Here is a 16,481-nt window from a genome sequence, read left to right on the forward strand (position 1 = left end):
TGGCGGAGCATTTAGAGCGCGTCGTGAACGTCCACGTCTCAGTCGATGACAGCGGGGAGAGCGTGACGTTCCTCCGGACGATCGAGGACGGACCGACGGACCGCTCCTACGGCGTCCACGTCGCGGAGTTGGCGGGCGTTCCCGACCCGGTCGTCTCCCGCGCCGACGAGGTGCTCGCGCGCCTCCGCGCCGACGAGGCGATCGAAGCTCGCGGGAGCGGCGGCGGAACGGGCAGCAGTGAACCCACGCAGGCCGTGTTCGACCTCTCAGCGGGGGAGTTCGCCGGCGGCGGGGAGACGAGAGACGGCACCGGCGCGGCCGCCGAAGCGAGCGCGGCCGACGGCGGTCGAGCGGAGGGCGCGTCGGCGACGGGCACGGCGTCCGGTGACGAGTCCGCGGCGACCGAGCATCGGCCGGAACTGGAGGACATCGCAACCCAACTCGACGACCTGGACCTGAACGAGACCTCGCCGATCGAACTGATGGCGACCGTCCAGAAGTGGCAGGAGCGACTGGACGAGTAGCCGCGATCGATGTACTCGACGGGCGGGTGTTCCAGCACCCGACCAGCCCGCCGCACCCGAATCAACGGGTCTACGCTTTTGTACCCGGAGTGTGTTACGTTGGCATATGTCGTTCATCATCGTCGGGTACGGACGAGTCGGCAGGCGGACTGCCCGGATTCTCCACGAAGAGGGGTACCCGGTCGTTGTCGTCGACAACGACCCCGACAGGGCCGACCGCGCCCGCGAGGCCGGCTTCGAGGTCGTCGAAGGAGACGGGAGCAACGAGTCGGTCCTGAAGCGCGCGGGCGTCGAGAACGCCGTCGCGCTCGGCGGACTCACCGGTGATCCCAACATAAATTTCGCTGCCTGTATGATCGGCAAGGACTTCGGCTGTCGGGTGGCGATGCGGATCAGCGAGGACTTCCGAGAGGAGATCTACGACCGCTACGAGGAGGACGTCGACGAGGTCATCTACCCCGAGCGGCTCGGCGCGGCGGGGGCGAAGACGGCGCTGCTCGGGGGGAGTTTCAACGCGCTCGGCGAGCTGACCGAACAGCTACGGCTCACGACGGTGACGATTCCGGAGGGCGCACCGGTGATCGGACGGAAGGTCAACGACATCGACCTCGACGATTTCGGCCGGGTCTACGCCCACGGTCGAAAGCGCGAGGCGATGACGATCCCCCTGCCCGGGACGATCGTCGAGGCCGGCGACCAGCTCGCGCTGGTGGTCGACGACGAGGACGACGGACTCGAACGGGCGCGTTCGACGCTCCTCGGCGAGTAGTCGGGGAGCGCAATACGATCGAGGGATTACGAGAGCGAACGGAAATCGTCCGATGCGTCGTCGCGGGGGACGACGACGCGCCGTCGAACCGGGGTGCAACGTCCGCGTGTTGGGCGCGCGGTGGGAGGATGGGAACTGAGGCCGTCAAAGGCTGTTGTGGTCCCTCACCGGCGGTCGCGTCGAATGGGGAAGCGACCGCCGAGAGAGGGTACGACAGCCCTCGGCAGCGGGACGGAATGACCGTCCCTGGGAGTGCGCGCCCGATCGTTTGCTCTTCCGTGTCACACTTAAAACCGCGTCAGACGACCGGCAGACTGCGTCCGTGTCAGCCCCCGCACGACTCGGGAGCGAAAAGGGATCAACTCCGCCAGTACCCCTGCAGGTACGCGCCGACGAACATCCCGGCGAGCGCCCACAGGATGGTGACGTTACCGATACCGAGGCTGGCGTAGGCCGCGCCGGGACAGATCCCCGACAGCCCCCAGCCGACGCCGAAGATCGCGCCGCCGATCAGGACGTTCCTATCGAACGGTTTCAGCCGGCGTTCGTACCGGCTTCCGGTCAGCGGTGCACGATCCCGGATCCGCGGCAGTACCGCGAAGGCGATCCCGGAGACGATCGCCGCGCCGAACATGACGAACGGCAGTCCGAGGTCTTCGAACTGAAGGAAGTCCAGCACGACCTCCGGCCGCGCCATATGACTGAATCCCAGTCCGAACCCGAAGATCACGCCGCCGACGAGGATCAGCGGGATGAACAGGGGATGGCGGTCCTCGCTCATGGGCTCACCCCCAGCGCGGCGACGACCTGCGCGGTCACGATAGCGACGAGTAGGAACGTCGCCACGCCGACGAGCGAGGTCTTCGACGCCGAGCCGACGCCGCAGACGCCGTGGCCGGAGGTACATCCCTTACCGATCCGGGTTCCGATCCCGACAAGGATGCCGCCGAAGAACAGCCGCCAGGGCTGGACGGCGGTCGTCCAGAGCGTAACGCCGGCGACCTCGTACAGTTCGCCCGTCGTTCCGGGTTCGTAGAGCGACGTCGTGACAACGCCGGACTGTACCGTCGCAGCGAACGCCAGACCGCCGAGGACGATGCCGAGCGTGAAGACGACTCGCCAGTCCCGCGAGGAGACGTACTTCTGGAACCGCGACTGGTCGGAAACGTACGACAGCGTCGACTCGAGGAACGTACTCGCTCCGGCCGGGATGCCTGTGCCGATGTAAATAACGATCACGCCGAGACCGACGAGGAGCCCCCCGACGGCGTAGCGACTGATCCCGTTCGGGAACAGTTCGGCGAATATCTGCAGCGGAAGTGGATCTGTTACCATTCGTGTGTTATTGGGTCGTGTATTTTAGAGTCGTTCGCCTCAGTCTCCGGCGAGAGATTCCTGGCTGGCCGCGCAGTTGTTCGGGCCGAGTTCCAGGGTGAACGCCTCCTCGTCGTCGACGGCGTTCTGTCCGAGGTTCGTCGCGATGATCTCCTCGTAGTTCGCCGGCCGCGGCGGCATATCCGAGAGGATCACCTCCACGAACTCCGATTCCTCCATCGTCAGCGCGTCCATCTCCGCTTTCAGGTCGCCGATCGGGGCCGTGTACGTGCCGTCTTCCGCTGGTTCCGCGGCATCACTGAAGTGCGCGCCGCCGACGAGCGTGTCGTCGGGCAGGGAGAGCACGCGCTCTTGGAGGGACTCGTAGAGCAGTCGCGCGGCGTCGGGCGCGCCCTCGTCGCCCTCTTCGAGGTCCGGGCGGGCGACGCTCTCGATGAACAACCCGTCGCCCGTCGCCAGCAGGCTCTCGTCGAGTAGGTACGACGTCATGCCCGTCGTGTGCCCCGGCGTGGCCACGGTCTCGACCGTCGCTTCTCCGACACTGAACGTGTCGCCGTCCTCGGCCGTCGTCACCTCGTCGGCGTAGGTGACGCCGCGGTCGACCGCCGCGGCGGGGATGACGCCCTCGACGCCTTCCGCGTCGAGGTCGCGAACGCCGGAGATGTGGTCGGCGTGGATGTGGGTGTCGAACGCGTAGGTGAGCTCGGCATCGAGTTCGGAGGCGTCCTCGAGGTAGCGGTCGGTGAACGCGCGCAGGGGGTCGACGACGGCGGCCTCGCCGCCGTCGACCAGCAGGTAGCCGAGACAGCCCGAGGAGGGCCGCTGGTACTGGTAGAGGTCTCCAGCGCCGTCGTAGTTCGTGACTTCGACGCGCTCGTAGATCTCGGCCCAGCCGTTCATACCGTCTTCGAGGTGATTGACGTCGTAGCCGCGGGCCTTGAGCGCGCCGGCGACGAACTCGCTGGCGCCGCCCTTCGCGCACAGAACCGTGATCTCGCGGTCCTCGGGGACCTGTTCGAGGACGTCGTCGTCGATGTCGTCTTCCAGGAAGTGGAAGTACGGGAGGTTGATGGTGGTGACGGTGTCGTCGTCGATGTGCCACTCCTCGTAGTCGGACTGCATTCGGGTGTCGAGGAGTGTGACGTCCTCGCCGGCGTCGATGCGGTCCTTCAGCGCTTCGGGGGAGACGGAGTCGACCTCCGCCTCGGGCGTCGGCAAGTCTTCCGGGTTCATGTTGTACACCCAATCCTACTGGGTGCCCGCACAAAAATATTTGCATAGTAGTTCAGTAATCGCACAATATAAATTGACACGGGAAGACCCTCGAAATCGTAGCTAAACGGATTTGGACACCAATACGGGCACATCTCTGTGGGGGTAATAGATTCTCGTCCGTGCTCGCGTGCGCTTCGATCGAAGGCAGCCCACACTGGTTGTTCGCTGTCTCCACAAGAATCGACATTCTTTTAGTCACCGAGCCAATATTGTGCGTTAGCTCCAATACGAAACACGGAGCAGATATCCCATGAGTGTAGAATTCGACATTGCGGAGACGCTCGACGTGAAAGGCGCATCGTGCCCGATGCCGGTTGTCAAGACGAAGTCCGCCATCGACGACCTCTCAGAGGGAGAGGTTCTCGAGGTACTGGCGACCGACCCCGGCAGTATGAGCGACCTCGACGGCTGGGCGACCGGCACAGACGGCGTCGAGATGCTCGACCAGGTGGAAGGCGACGAGGTGTACAAACACTACGTGCGCAAGACGGAGTGACCACGATGGACAAGATCGGAATCATCGTCGACAGCGACAGTCCGAAGAGCCTCGCGATGGCGATGAACCTCGGACACACCGCCCTCGCCTCCGACACCGAGGTGCTCGTGTACTTCACGTTCGACGGGCTGACGCACCTGCTGGAGGGCGAAAAGGACGTCTCGGAGATCCAAGAGCTCCTCGACGAGGGAATGCCGAACCCCTACGACCTGCTCGACGCTTTCGTCGCCGACGGCGGCGACCTCGTCACGACGGTCGCCTGCACGACGACGCTCGATATGCTCGCGTGGGACCAGGAGGCCATCGACGACTCGCTCACCACGAAGTTCGCGGGTGCGGCGACGTTCCTCGAGGCCGTCGAGGACGCGGATCAGGTGTTCAGCTTCTAACGATGAGCACGGACACACCCGACTCGACGACCGGCGACGCGCCCGGCGGTGACGCCGAGGAGGCCCCCTCGCGAGCCGAACTCGCCGCGCGCGTCGAGGAACTCGAATCCCAGCTCTCGGAAGTCGCTGCCGACGAGGGGACCAAGAAGATGTCCATCGTCGCGACGAAGGGGACCCTCGACATGGCGTACCCCCCGCTCATCCTCGCCAGCACGGCCGCCGCGTTCGGCTACGAGGTGACGGTGTTCCACACGTTCTGGGGGCTCGACATCCTCCACGAGGAGCGCTCGAAGAACCTCAAACTCAGTTCCGTCGGCAACCCCAATATGCCCGTCCCGAACGTGGTGGGCGCGCTCCCCGGAATGGATCGCGTGACGACCTCGATGATGGAAAAGCGGATCGACGACAACGACACCGCGACCATCGAGGAACTCATCGAGACGTCCCTGGACATGGGCGTCGAGTTCCAGGCCTGCCAGATGACGATCGAACTGATGGACTACGACGAGGACGACTTCTACGACGGCGTCACCACCGGCGTCGGTGCCGCGACGGCCATTCAGGACATGGCCGACGCCGACATCCAGCTTCTCGTTTGAGTCGGAGCCGATAACGCAGCGGCACTTTTCGCTCCGATAGACGCAGACGACGGGCAGACCGGAGCTGCCGAACCGGCAGGCTTCTTGGGTGCGGTGGCCCACACTGAGGTATGCAGTCGTGGAGCGCGCTCTTCGAGCGGGCGGCCGAGTACGACGTCGACGAGACCGAAGTCCGCGAAACGCTCGACGCGGTCAGAGCGTCCGCCGAGCGCGACGGAGACGGAGTGGAGTCGACGGCGGGGACGAGCGGCGAGACGGACGCAGCGGATGAGGGGGTGACACCGCCCGCCGAGTCCAGTCCCGCGCGGGTCGTCGCCGACGCCGACGTCCTCGCCGCGGACCTGTTCGTCGACGGCGACGCGAGACGCGCGCTCGATCACCTGCGAGAACACACCTGGACGGCGCTCGTCGCGAGCGATCCCCTCGTCGACGACGCCGAGGCCGTCGTCGCCGAGATCGCCGACGCGGACCTCGCGGGCGCGTGGCGCGAGCGCCTCTCGGCGTGGTGTGAGTCCGTCGCCCACCCGGCGGGCGATCACCCGGCGCTCGCGACCGCCTACCGCGGCGGCGCGATGCACATTCTCTCCTACGACGACCGCCTGCTCTCGGCGGAAGCGGGAGCGACCCTCGGCAGCCGACTCTCCGTGAGCGCCCGCCACCCGCGCGCGTTCGCGACGCTCTTCGACGCCGAGAGCCTGTACCGAGAGGTCGAGGGCGGGGAGTATCCGGGGCCCGATCGGGACCCGCGCGAGTGAGACTCCTGCCCGACGAATCTCGCTCGCGTCGGGCAGGGCGGAAGCCCCCGCTGGCCCGGACGCGGATCGAAGGTCGTTTCCACGACGCGACGAAGGCACGTCTATGGTGACCGAAACGGCGCCGGAGGAACTGGAATCCCGTCTCGACGACGAGGAGGTCGCGGTCGTCGATATCCGGGACTCCTCGTCGTACGCGGCCGGACACGTCGACGGCGCGGTGAACGTGCCGCCGAACCGACTGTCGCCGGCGGCGCTCGACGCGCCCTGGGCAGCGGCCGAGGAGGTCGTCGTCTCCTGCTACGTCGGAAAGAGCTCGAAGCGCGTGGCGGCGGTTCTCTCGGAGCGCCTCGACGCCGACGTGTCGAGCCTCCGCGGCGGGTTCGACGCCTGGGACGGCCCCGTCGACGACGGACGCGAGAGCGACGGCCGGGGCCCGTCCGAGGGACCGAGCGGCGTCGGCGACGAGGCCGCGTCCGGAAGCACGGACGCGCCGTTCTGAGCGGTCGCTGGCGGTGCGATCGGCCCTCGGGGAAATCCGGCCGCTCCGGCGATCGACCTCAGCCCTGCCACCTGAGCCCGCAGTTCTGGCACACGTTCGGCCCGTCGGCCTCGGATTCGATGTCTGTGGAGCGGCACTTCGGACACTCGGTTTCGGCTTCTGCTGCCATACTCTCGCGGTCGTCGATCGATAGTAAAAAAGCGTGAGGGTCGTTCCCGCGTTCTTGAACCGACGCAAACAGTCATACGGACAGTCGAGCGGTTTCGCCGAAACCGTCGCTACGGGGTCGAAAAAAACGTGAGAACGTGATCCGCAGGGGTTCGTCGGGGAGCTCCGATTACTTGCCGCGACGTCGGTCCGAGGAGATGCTCGGACGGGTGTGCTCGGAGCCTTTCCCGCGGTTCTGGAGGCCGCGGTTGGAGCGTCCGGCGTTGGTCAGGCCGCGGAAGGCGCGCCCCTTGTGGTCGTCGCTGCAGATCCAGTTGAGGTCGTCGTCACTCTGGATCGCGCCGTGCTCGGGATCGACGAGGATCACTTCGTGCCACTTCTGGGAGCCGTCTTCGCCGACCCAGTAGGAGGCGAGCGTCCGGAGGTTCGGATGTTTCCGCGCGGCGCGCTCCTCGGCGATGCGCTGGATGCTCTTGCGGCGACCGATCCGGTTGACGCCCTGGCGCTTGCTGCGGCGGCCCGCCTTGAACCGCTGCTTGCGGGCGTTGCCCTTGCGGACGGCCACGCGCACCACGACGATGCCCTGCTTGGCCTTGTAGCCGAGTTCGCGGGCCTTGTCGAGGCGCGTCGGTCGATCGACGCGGACGATGGCGCCCTGCTCGCGCCACTCCTGTTTTCGCTGCCACTGCAGCTCGGCGAGCTTGCCGTCGCCGGGCTGTTTCCACGCTTCCTTGATGTGAGAGTAGAAGCTTCGTGCCATTGGTTTCACCACGGGCGCTTGCGATTCGGGCGGCGTTCGACGCCGACCCACATTTCGTCCCGATTCCTCGGGTGCCCGCTGGCGTCCCGTTCGACCAGCGAGTTGCCTGCACTTTCCTCGTGGCGTTCTTAACGACTTCGAATGTCGACCGCGGCGGGCGCTGAGAGGTTTTCCGGCCGGCCCCGCAGGAGGTCCCCGAGGCAGCGCGGGAACGAACGGCTTTTGACGCCGGGTATCGGAAGCGTACGTATGGCTACGGAAACGCAGAGCGGACTCTCCGATCACCTCCGGGGGGTCACGGTCACCACGCTCGCCTGCCTCGCCGGCGTCGTCGCCGCGCTGGTGTCGGCCAGGTTCGTCGGGACCAGCGTCGCCGCGGCGGCGAGCCAGCAGTCGCTGCTCTACGTCGCGGGGTTCGTGCTTGCCCAGTTCCCGATCCTTCGCGTCGTCGGGATCGACATCTCCGAGTTCGGCGCGAAAGACTACCTCTACGTGGCGTTCATGACGTTCACGCTGTGGTTCATCACGTTCGGCGTGCTCTTGACCGAAGGGGTCGCGCTGTAACCGATGGCTGACGACAGCATCGCGGTCGTGGACCTGGATCGGTGTCAGCCCGACCGCTGCAGTTACGAGTGCGCGAGCTACTGTCCGCCGAACCGAACCGGGAAGGAGTGCATCGTCACCCGCGGGGAGTACTACGAGGAGGACGAGCCCTTCGACGGCGGCCCCGATCAGATCCGGATCTCCGAGGAGGTCTGCCTCGGCGAGACCTGCGGCATCTGCGTCGAGAAGTGCCCCTTCGACGCCATCGAGATCATCAACCTCCCGACGGAGCTGGAGGACGACCCGGTCCACCGCTACGGCGAGAACGCCTTCGCGCTCTACGGGCTCCCGGTTCCGGAGTCCGGGAGCGTGACTGGGATTCTCGGTCCCAACGGGATCGGGAAGACCACCGCGGTCCGAGCGCTGGCCGGCGAGATCACGCCGAACCTCGGCACGTACGACGAGGAGCCCTCCTGGGAGACCGTCCTCGACCGCTTCCGCGGGACCGAGTTACAAACGTACATCCAGCGGGTCCAGGCGGGCGACGTCACCATCGCGCGCAAGCCGCAGTACGTCGATCAGCTCCCGAAGCAGTTCGACGGCACGACGATCGAACTGCTCGAATCGACCGACGAACGCGGCGCGCTCGACGACTACATCGACCGGTTGGGCATCCGTCCGGTCGTCGATCAGCCCCTCGACACCCTCTCTGGCGGCGAACTCCAGCGGGTCGCGCTCGCGGCCACGCTCGCCCGCGATCGCGACTTCTACTTCCTCGACGAGATCTCGCCCTACCTCGACATCGGCCAGCGCGTCACGGCGGCGCGACTGATCCGAGAACTCGCGGAAGAGGAAGACCGGGCGGTGCTCGCGGTCGAACACGACCTGGCCATCCTGGATCTCCTGGCCGATTCGCTGCACGTCGCCTACGGTGAACCCGGCGCGTTCGGTGTGATCACCGATCCCAAGTCGGTCAGAAACGGCATCAACGAGTACCTCACGGGGTATCTCTCCAACGAGAACATGCGGATCCGCCCCGACGAGATCGAGTTCCACGAGCACGCCCCGCGGGAGACCTCGAAGGCGACGCCGCTGATCGAGTACCCGGAGATCTCGAAGTCCTACGGCGAGGGCGAGTTCTCCTTGGACGTCGAGAGCGGGACGATCTACGAGTCGGAGGTCCTGGGCGTCGTCGGGCCCAACGGGATCGGGAAGTCCACCCTCGCGAAACTGTTCACGGGCGCGCTCGAACCCGACGAGGGCGAACTCGACTTCCGACTCGACATCTCGTATAAGCCCCAGTACATCGAGATCGACCAGCCGATGCGCGTGGACGCGTTCCTCTCCTCGATCACGGACGACTTCGGCACCTCCTACTGGAAGACGGAGGTCGCGAACCCGCTGCAGCTGGAGCGCATCATGGAGCGCAACCTCGACGACCTCTCGGGCGGGGAGCGCCAGCGCGTCGCCATCGCGGCGTGTCTCTCCGAAGACGCCGATCTCTACGTGATGGACGAACCGTCGGCGCACCTCGACGTCGAACAGCGGGTGCGGGCGACGACGGCGATCCGCAGATACGCGGAGAACCACGACGAGACGGTGCTCGTGATCGACCACGACATCTACATGATCGACCTGCTGGCGGATCGCCTGATGGTGTTCGACGGCGAGCCCTCCGAGTACGGTCACGCCGCGACGCCGCAGGAGATGCGCGCGGGGATGAACGACTTCCTCTCGGATCTCGACATCACGTTCCGCCGCGACGAGCGGACCCGGCGACCCCGTATCAACAAGCCGGAGTCCCAACTCGACCGCAAGCAGAAGAAGCAGGGCGAGTACTACTACGCGCCCTAAGCGGCGGTCCTGGCCGTTTCTGCGCGATAACCCCGAATTCAGGACGACGGCGTCGGTGCCGACAGGGTCGCTTCGGACCCGTCAGGCCCGTCGTCGATCGACACCTCGTAGCCGAACGCCCGGACGAGAGCGACGTTCGTTCGGACGTGGTCGGTGACGCGGGGGATCCGAACGCCGCCGCCGGCGAGCGCGAGCCACACGACGAGTTGGTCGCCGAGGTGGGCGTCGACCGGCGCGTCCCCCCCGTGCCACCGTTCCAGCGCGTCGACGGCGTCGGCCGCGACGTCCTCGGACGGGACGCCGCGCTCCCCGTAGGCGGCGAAGCCCGCGCGGGGCCGGGGACGCGGTTCGTCCCTCGATCGAGTCCGTTCCGTTCCCCCGACAGCCGCGGGCTCCGCGACGATGGTGACGACCGCACCGGGCGACTCGGACTCGACGTAGGTCGCCGTCGCCGACGCGTCGCGGTCGATGCCCCGGTCTCTCAGTTCATCGACCGCCGTCTCGGCGATCCGATCGGCGACGTCGGCGTCTTCGAGCGACTCGGAGGCGACGGCGTAGACGGTGTCTCTGGGTGCTTCGGCCGACCCCTGGGCGAATTCGACGGGCGAGAGCGTCGACGGCCGGACCGAAACGGAGAGTTCGCCGCCGCCGGCGGGGTAGAACCCGCGCCGCCCGACGTCGACGGTCGCGTCCAGTCCGCAAGCTTCGAGCAGCGGGAGCTTGACGTGGCGGAGGTAGTCCGCGGGCGGCGACCACTTCACGTCCGTCCCGCCGACGAGCCGAGCGTCGACGGGCGCGTCCAACCGGGCGGCCAGCGGGAGCACCGTGTCGGCGACGAGCGTGACGCTACCGGCGGTCCCGACATCGATTTCGAGGTCCGTCGGATCAGGCGAGGTGTCGTCGAGCGCGTCGCGCCGGGTGTCGCCGAACCCGTCGCCGGGGCGGAATTCGAGCGTCTCCGAGCCGACCTCCGCACCGGAAACCTCGGCGTCGACGAGGCCCGCGAGGAGGTCGACGCAGGCGAGGTGCTGTCGCTTCAGTCCGGGGTTGGGCCGGTCCCCGCGGACGTTCGCCATTCGGAACGGGCGGCCGTCGAGCGCCGAGAGCGTCAGCGCCGTGCGAACGAGTTGTCCCCCGCCGTCCGTGCCGTCGAGGTCGAGCATCCGGTCACTTGACGACCGTCACCGGCACCGTCGCGTGACTGACGAGCCCCTTCGCGACGCTGCCGACCATCCCCTCGATCCGGTCGGAGAGCCCCCGGTGGCCGACGACGATGCCGTCGACACCCTCGCCCTCGGCGTAGTCGGTGACGGTGTCGACGGGATCGCCGTAGAGGAGCGTCGTCTCGACGGCGACGCCGGCCTCCTCGGCCCGTGTGCGGGCGTCTTCGAGGACCTCCTCGCCGCGTTCCTCTGCGACCTCGATGTCCTCGGTGTAGATCCGCTGTCCGACCTCGGCGTTCGTCGGTGCCTCCTCGCCCCCTCCTTCGACGAGGACGCGCGGTTCGACGGCGTACGCGACGAAGAGCGATCCGCCGGCACGCGTCGCGAGGTCGAGCGCGTACTCGAGCGCATCGGTACTCGATTCCGAACCGTCGACGGCGACAAGGTACTTCATCTCCCCTTGGGATACGTGCGGACGTCGCTTAGTTGTTTGTTCGAAAGCCTGCGCGGAGATTCGAGAGGAAGCGGGTAAACGAGCTAGAATAGTAAATTTTGAAGATTGATAGAATATATCATATATTGTCCTGTCACGTTCGAATGATATCGTTGCGGTTGACGAAAACGGTGCTAATACGTCAATATCGTTACTCGAGCGGTCTAAAATTCGATTTATCACGATCCCCCGAGATAAGCAAGACAGTGGTGAAATATATATTTTCTAGTATTTTTAGGATAATATAATATATTGGATATTTCGTTTGTCGGGTGGGCGGCGAACGGATCAGAATCTGCTCGGGCGACCGGGAGGCGCACGAGGACGGGACCCCGAGGGACGGAACGGCAGATCTACCGATCGAGTCCCAGTCTGTCTTTCGTCCCCTGGCGATCGAGTTTCCCGCTCGGCGTGCGGTCGATCGCCCGCACGAAGTGATACTCTCGGGGGCGCTCGTGGTCGGCGACGCGCTCGCTCTCTCGCATCCACGCGTCGAGCGTCTCCTCGGTCAGGTCCTCGCTCCCCTCGACGATGGCTGTCACCTTCTGGCCGTACTCCTCGTCGTCGACGCCGACGACCGCGGCGTTGGTGACGTCGGGGTGTCGCTCCAGTTCCTCCTCGATCGGCTCCGGCGTGATCTTCACGCCCTTCGATTTGATCTGGAAGTCGATGCGGCCCTGGATGTAGAGGAAGCCGTCCTCGTCGAGATAGCCCCTGTCGCCGGAGCGCCACCATCCCTCCTCGAACGCGGTCTCGCCCCGCTCGTCTTCCCACATCCAGGCGGGTGCCTGATAGCTCTTGACGGCGATCTCGCCGCTCTCGTTCGGCGGCAGCGTGTCGTCGATCGTTCCGTCCGGGTCGACGATTCGAACTTCGGTCCCCGACTGCGGCTTGCCGACGCTCTCGATGCGCTCCTCGGTCAACTCGTTGTTGTAGAGGACCGTCGAGTGGATCTCCGTCGAGCCGTACGACTGCGTGATGTTCTCACAGATGCGGTCGCGGAGGTCGTGCAGCGTCGAGGGACTCAGCTTCTCGCCGGTGGAGTTGATCGACCGGAGCGACGCCAGGTCGTAGTCCTCGGGGTCGCTGTCGAGGATCTCGTTCCACATCGTCGGCACGAGAACCGCCCGCGTGATGTCCCGCCCGTCGACGATCTCCAGCCACCGTTCGGGGTCCCACTCGGGCATATAGTACGTGCTCTCACACCCGAGCAGCGATCGGGTGAGAAAGCTCGTCCAGATGAGAAACGAGGGCCGATTGACGACTAGCTGTTTGTCCGAGCGCGTGAACCCCGAGCGCGTGCCGAGTTCCATCCCCTTGAGGAACATCGTCCGGTTCGTGTGACACCAGCCCTTGGGGTGGCCCGTGCTCCCGGACGTCCAGGCGACAGTCACGATGTCGTCCTCCTCGACGAGCACGTCCGGTTCGACCGGCTCCGCGTCGGCGAGTCGCCCCGAGAGCGCCGTCTCGAACTCCTTGTCGGGCGTTCCCGTGCTGAACACGGCCGTGAGCCGATCGAGCTGTTCGTCCCCGACCATCTCCGCGAACGAGTCGGAGATCTCGCTGTCGACGACCGCGATCTTCGGCTTCGTCTTGTCGAGGCACTTCCGGAACGAGGCCGGCGCGATCCGGTTGTGGAGGTTCGTCGTCACGGCACCGGTCTTGAGAGCCCCGTTGAACAGGATCGCGTGTTCGACCGAGGGCTTCGAGAAGAACGCGATCCGATCGCCCTTGCTCACGTACTCGCCGAAGACGTTCGCGGCGCGACGGCTCCGCTCTTCGAACGCCGCCCAGGTGACCGACTCGGTGGCGTCCTCGAACGCGATCGAATCGCCGCTCTTGGCCGCGTTGTGCGCGGAGAGGTCCTTCAGCGCCGGGAGTTGATTGTGGATCCGGTTCATCTCACTGGTCGATGAACTCGGGGAAGAGACGCTTGTGCGGCGGCTCGATGTCGTAGAGGTCACAGAAGTTCCCGCCGAGGATCTTGTTGAGTTCGTCCTGCGGGACGTCGTGGTCCATCGCGTACTTGTTGAGCATCCGCAGGGAGGTCCCCCAGTAGTCCGGCTGGTGGGCGGGGACGCCGTCGCTGCTGAACTGCTCCCAGCGGATCGACGGGAAGTCCATCGGGCTCTCGGAGTTGTTCGACTTCGCGATCATCGACGCGCCCCAGTCGGTCCCCCACAGGAGCTGGTCGGGACCGATGTCGGGGTCGTTCATCGGGCGGTTGAGGATGTCGTCCCACCACAGCCCCACTTCGAGGTAGACGTTGTCGTGCTGCTGGGCGACCATACACGCGCGTTCGACGTTGTACCGCCAGTGGCCCTGGATTCCGCCGTGTTCGAAGACGAGGTCGACGTCGGGGTACTCAGCGAGGATGTCGGTCGCGTTGAGCGGGTCGCGCCAGTCCGGGAGTTTGTCCTGTTCTCTGAGCCCGCCCGCCTGGTAGCCGGAGGCCGCGCCGGGGTGCCAGCGGATCGGCACGTCGTGCTTGGCCGCGACGTCGAAGAACGGCCGGATGTCCTCTTTGCGCTCGCGCCAGGTCATCCGCTCTTCGAGCGTCGGGTCCGAGGGCATGAATTCGCCGATGCCGACCATCCCGTCCTTCGCGAGCCACTCGTCGAGTTCCGCGGCCGCCCGCTCCGACGTCCACTCCTCCTCGCCGCGCATCGCGGCCTTCTTCGTCTGGACCGGATACGCGCAGGCGACGAACTTCTCGGGGTGCTTGTCGATGATCTGTTTGTTGATCTCGTTCGTCATCCCGAAGGCGGGAAGGAGGAGACACATATCGACCCCGTAGGAGTCCATGTCGTAGACGAGTCGGTCGGAGTTGTCGTAGACGATGACCGCGTCGTCGTCGTCGGCCTCGTCGGCCGGCGTCGCCGTGTGCATCAGTTCGCCGAGCCTGGAGTACTCGGCGTCCTCGTCGCTCTGGCTGAACCGGACCGCGTGTCGCTGCCCGTGAACGTGCGTGTCGACGACGAATCGCCCTAGTTTCATAACGTCTGAGGGGAGTGATCGGATGATAATAATCATTCCGTTGGGACCGACATTCCGTTTCGATCCGTTCCGTTTCGATCCGTTCCGTTTCGATCCGTTCCGTTTCGATCCGTTCCGTCGGGGCGGAAACGGTCTCCCGCCGGCCCGGTGAATGATCTCGTGAGACGACCGCTCGGGGCCGAACGGAACAGTCGGATCGAAGGCCTTCGATCGGAATGGAAGAGCCGGAAGGAACTGCGCGATCGAGCGCCGTCCGGAGGTCCCGCTACCCGTCTTCGGCGATCAGGTCCGCCGCCTTCTCCGCGATCGCGAGCGTCGCCGCGTTCGTGTTGCCGCCGACGATCCGCGGCATCACCGAAGCGTCGACGACGCGGAGCCCCGAGACGCCGCGAACCCGGAGCCGTTCGTCCACGACGGCGGCTTCGTCGTCGCCCATCTTGCACGTCCCCACGGGATGGTAGATCGTCTGCGCGTGCTCGCGAACGTGCTCGCCGATCTCCTCGTCGCTCCGGGCGTCCTCGCCGGGCCAGACCTCCTCGCCGCGGTACTCGTCGAACGGTTCCGCCCGCGCCACCTCCCGGGCGCGCCGGACGCCCTCGATCAGGACGTCGAGGTCCTCGGGGGCGGTGAGGTACCGCGGGTCGATCGCCGGATCGGCGAAGGGATCGTCGGAGTGCAGTTCGATCCGACCGCGGCTCTCCGGGCGGACCTGCGTCGCCGCGATGTAGAATCCGCGCCCGTCGTCGGGGTTCTCGAAGCCGTGTCGCATGAAGTACCCCGGGCCGAAGTGGAACTGGATGTCGGGGCGATCGAGCGACGGGGCCGAGCGGAGGAACCCCCCGGCCTCGCCGCCGTTCGAGGAGAGCCGTCCGGAGCCCTGGACGTGGTACTCGACGACGTCGTCGAGCGTCCCCGTATCGTCGCGGGTGATCGCGCCCGTACACGAGTAGTTGACGGTGACGAGGAGGTGGTCCTGCAGATTGCGGCCGACACCGGAGAGGTCCACCCGGACGTCGATGCCGTGCGAGCGGAGGTGCTCGGCGGGGCCGATACCCGACAGCAGCAGCAACTGCGGCGTGTTGATCGCGCCCGCCGAGAGGATCACTTCCTCCTCGGCGCGGACGGTTCGTCGACCGTCGCCGTCGTCGAACTCCACGCCGACGACGCGGTCCCCGTCGAACAGGAGCTCCGTGACCTGCGCGCCGGTCCGCGCCGTCAGGTTCGATCGCTCCAGGAGCGCCGGCTTGAGATACGCGTCGGCGGCGCTGTGCCGCTCGCCGTCCTTCTGTGTCACCTGATAGAGGCCGACGCCGGCCTGTTCGCCCCCGTTGAAGTCGTAGTTTCGGTCGTGTCCGGCCGCGATCCCCGCGTCGACGAACACCTGCGAGAGGTGATACGGCGACTCCAACTCGGTGACGTTCAGCGGGCCGCCGACGCCGTGGTACTCCGTTCTGTGTTCTCGGCTGTTCTCGCTGCGCTTGAAGTAGGGGAGCAGTTCCTCGTAGCTCCAGCCGTCGTTGCCCATCTCGGCCCACTCGTCGAAGTCGCCCGGATGGCCGCGGACGTGGATCATCGCGTTGATCGAACTCGACCCGCCGAGGGTCTTCCCGCGCGGCCAGTAGAGTTCGCGGTCGTGCATCTCTTCCTGTGGCTCGGTGTAGTACTCCCAGTCGACCGAACTCCGGAACAGGTTTCCGACCTCCGCGGGGACGTGAATCGATCGGTCGTGATCGGGTTCCCCGGCCTCCAAGACGAGGACGCTTCGGTCGGGATCGGCCGACAACCGAGTCGAGACGGCGCAGCCTGCGGTTCCGGCACCCGCGACGACGTAGTCGTACGAGTCCGTTTGTCCGGGCATAGGT

At 66.2% G+C, this 16,481-nt stretch carries 18 protein-coding genes; 9 read left to right on the forward strand and 9 right to left on the reverse strand.

Annotated elements, in window-relative coordinates:
* Window positions 1–524: MutS-related protein (locus tag NO876_RS12160; protein WP_425601466.1), on the forward strand; the 524-nt coding region annotated here is incomplete at its 5' end.
* 106 nt (window positions 525–630) lie between these two features.
* On the forward strand, window positions 631–1,293 hold the full coding sequence (locus NO876_RS12165) for a potassium channel family protein (protein ID WP_256421226.1): 663 nt from the start codon (window positions 631–633) through the stop codon (window positions 1,291–1,293).
* Window positions 1,294–1,651: 358 nt separating this feature from the next.
* Here NO876_RS12165 and NO876_RS12170 read toward each other — a convergent pair whose 3' ends face one another.
* From NO876_RS12170 to NO876_RS12180, 3 genes are read right to left on the reverse strand one after another with little or no spacing between them, the layout of a single operon-like run.
* Complete coding sequence (locus NO876_RS12170; protein ID WP_256421225.1) at window positions 1,652–2,074, reverse strand: YeeE/YedE family protein; 423 nt, start codon at window positions 2,072–2,074, stop codon at window positions 1,652–1,654.
* Window positions 2,071–2,628, reverse strand: a complete 558-nt coding sequence (locus NO876_RS12175; protein ID WP_256421224.1) for a YeeE/YedE family protein — start codon at window positions 2,626–2,628, stop codon at window positions 2,071–2,073. The genes NO876_RS12170 and NO876_RS12175 overlap by 4 nt, the downstream gene beginning before the upstream one ends.
* Window positions 2,629–2,667: 39 nt before the next feature.
* Window positions 2,668–3,861 (reverse strand): MBL fold metallo-hydrolase, encoded by a 1,194-nt coding sequence (locus tag NO876_RS12180; protein ID WP_256421944.1) that lies wholly within the window; start codon window positions 3,859–3,861, stop codon window positions 2,668–2,670.
* 292 nt (window positions 3,862–4,153) lie between these two features.
* Here NO876_RS12180 and NO876_RS12185 point away from each other — a divergent pair, with 292 nt between their 5' ends.
* The 5 genes from NO876_RS12185 to NO876_RS12205 all read left to right on the forward strand — a co-directional run bounded on the left by NO876_RS12185 (window position 4,154) and on the right by NO876_RS12205 (window position 6,641).
* Complete coding sequence (locus tag NO876_RS12185; protein ID WP_256421945.1) at window positions 4,154–4,399, forward strand: sulfurtransferase TusA family protein; 246 nt, start codon at window positions 4,154–4,156, stop codon at window positions 4,397–4,399.
* A 5-nt stretch (window positions 4,400–4,404) separates the two neighbouring features.
* Window positions 4,405–4,788, forward strand: a complete 384-nt coding sequence (locus tag NO876_RS12190) for a DsrE family protein (RefSeq protein ID WP_256308357.1) — start codon at window positions 4,405–4,407, stop codon at window positions 4,786–4,788.
* 2 nt (window positions 4,789–4,790) lie between these two features.
* Entirely contained in the window at window positions 4,791–5,387 is a 597-nt protein-coding gene (locus NO876_RS12195) for a DsrE/DsrF/DrsH-like family protein (protein WP_256421946.1), read from the forward strand.
* A gap of 275 nt (window positions 5,388–5,662) precedes the next feature.
* Window positions 5,663–6,142: a DUF7384 family protein gene (locus tag NO876_RS12200; protein ID WP_345780758.1), complete on the forward strand. Its 480-nt coding sequence runs from the start codon at window positions 5,663–5,665 to the stop codon at window positions 6,140–6,142.
* A gap of 103 nt (window positions 6,143–6,245) precedes the next feature.
* A complete protein-coding gene (locus NO876_RS12205; RefSeq protein ID WP_256421948.1) occupies window positions 6,246–6,641 on the forward strand; it encodes a rhodanese-like domain-containing protein in 396 nt (131 codons plus the stop codon).
* A 337-nt stretch (window positions 6,642–6,978) separates the two neighbouring features.
* On the opposite strand, the gene NO876_RS12210 is transcribed toward NO876_RS12205, so the two are convergent.
* Window positions 6,979–7,569, reverse strand: coding sequence for a 50S ribosomal protein L15e (locus tag NO876_RS12210; RefSeq protein WP_256421949.1), 591 nt, complete (start codon window positions 7,567–7,569; stop codon window positions 6,979–6,981).
* Window positions 7,570–7,818: 249 nt separating this feature from the next.
* On the opposite strand from NO876_RS12210, the gene NO876_RS12215 reads away from it, so the two are divergent.
* Together NO876_RS12215 and NO876_RS12220 are read left to right on the forward strand one after the other, a co-directional pair.
* Entirely contained in the window at window positions 7,819–8,133 is a 315-nt protein-coding gene (locus NO876_RS12215; RefSeq protein ID WP_256421950.1) for an EMC6-like membrane protein, read from the forward strand.
* A 3-nt stretch (window positions 8,134–8,136) separates the two neighbouring features.
* Window positions 8,137–9,966 carry a ribosome biogenesis/translation initiation ATPase RLI gene (locus tag NO876_RS12220; RefSeq protein ID WP_256421951.1) on the forward strand — a complete coding sequence of 610 codons (1,830 nt, stop codon included), beginning with the start codon at window positions 8,137–8,139 and terminating at the stop codon, window positions 9,964–9,966.
* Window positions 9,967–10,004: 38 nt separating this feature from the next.
* Here the strand turns inward: NO876_RS12220 and rtcA are convergent, their stop codons facing one another.
* From rtcA to NO876_RS12245, 5 genes are all read right to left on the reverse strand, one after another.
* Entirely contained in the window at window positions 10,005–11,129 is a 1,125-nt protein-coding gene (gene rtcA / locus NO876_RS12225; protein ID WP_256421952.1) for an RNA 3'-terminal phosphate cyclase, read from the reverse strand.
* Between the two features lie 4 nt (window positions 11,130–11,133).
* Window positions 11,134–11,583 (reverse strand): universal stress protein, encoded by a 450-nt coding sequence (locus tag NO876_RS12230; protein WP_256421953.1) that lies wholly within the window; start codon window positions 11,581–11,583, stop codon window positions 11,134–11,136.
* Window positions 11,584–11,975: 392 nt separating this feature from the next.
* Complete coding sequence (locus NO876_RS12235) at window positions 11,976–13,523, reverse strand: class I adenylate-forming enzyme family protein (RefSeq protein WP_256421954.1); 1,548 nt, start codon at window positions 13,521–13,523, stop codon at window positions 11,976–11,978.
* Between the two features lies 1 nt (window position 13,524).
* On the reverse strand, window positions 13,525–14,619 hold the full coding sequence (locus tag NO876_RS12240; RefSeq protein ID WP_256421955.1) for an amidohydrolase family protein: 1,095 nt from the start codon (window positions 14,617–14,619) through the stop codon (window positions 13,525–13,527).
* A 265-nt stretch (window positions 14,620–14,884) separates the two neighbouring features.
* Window positions 14,885–16,477 (reverse strand): GMC family oxidoreductase, encoded by a 1,593-nt coding sequence (locus tag NO876_RS12245; protein ID WP_256421956.1) that lies wholly within the window; start codon window positions 16,475–16,477, stop codon window positions 14,885–14,887.
* Window positions 16,478–16,481: the final 4 nt, after the last annotated feature.

This window comes from Halobellus rarus, from assembly GCF_024494595.1.
Taxonomy (GTDB): Archaea; Halobacteriota; Halobacteria; order Halobacteriales; family Haloferacaceae; genus Haloquadratum; species Haloquadratum rarum.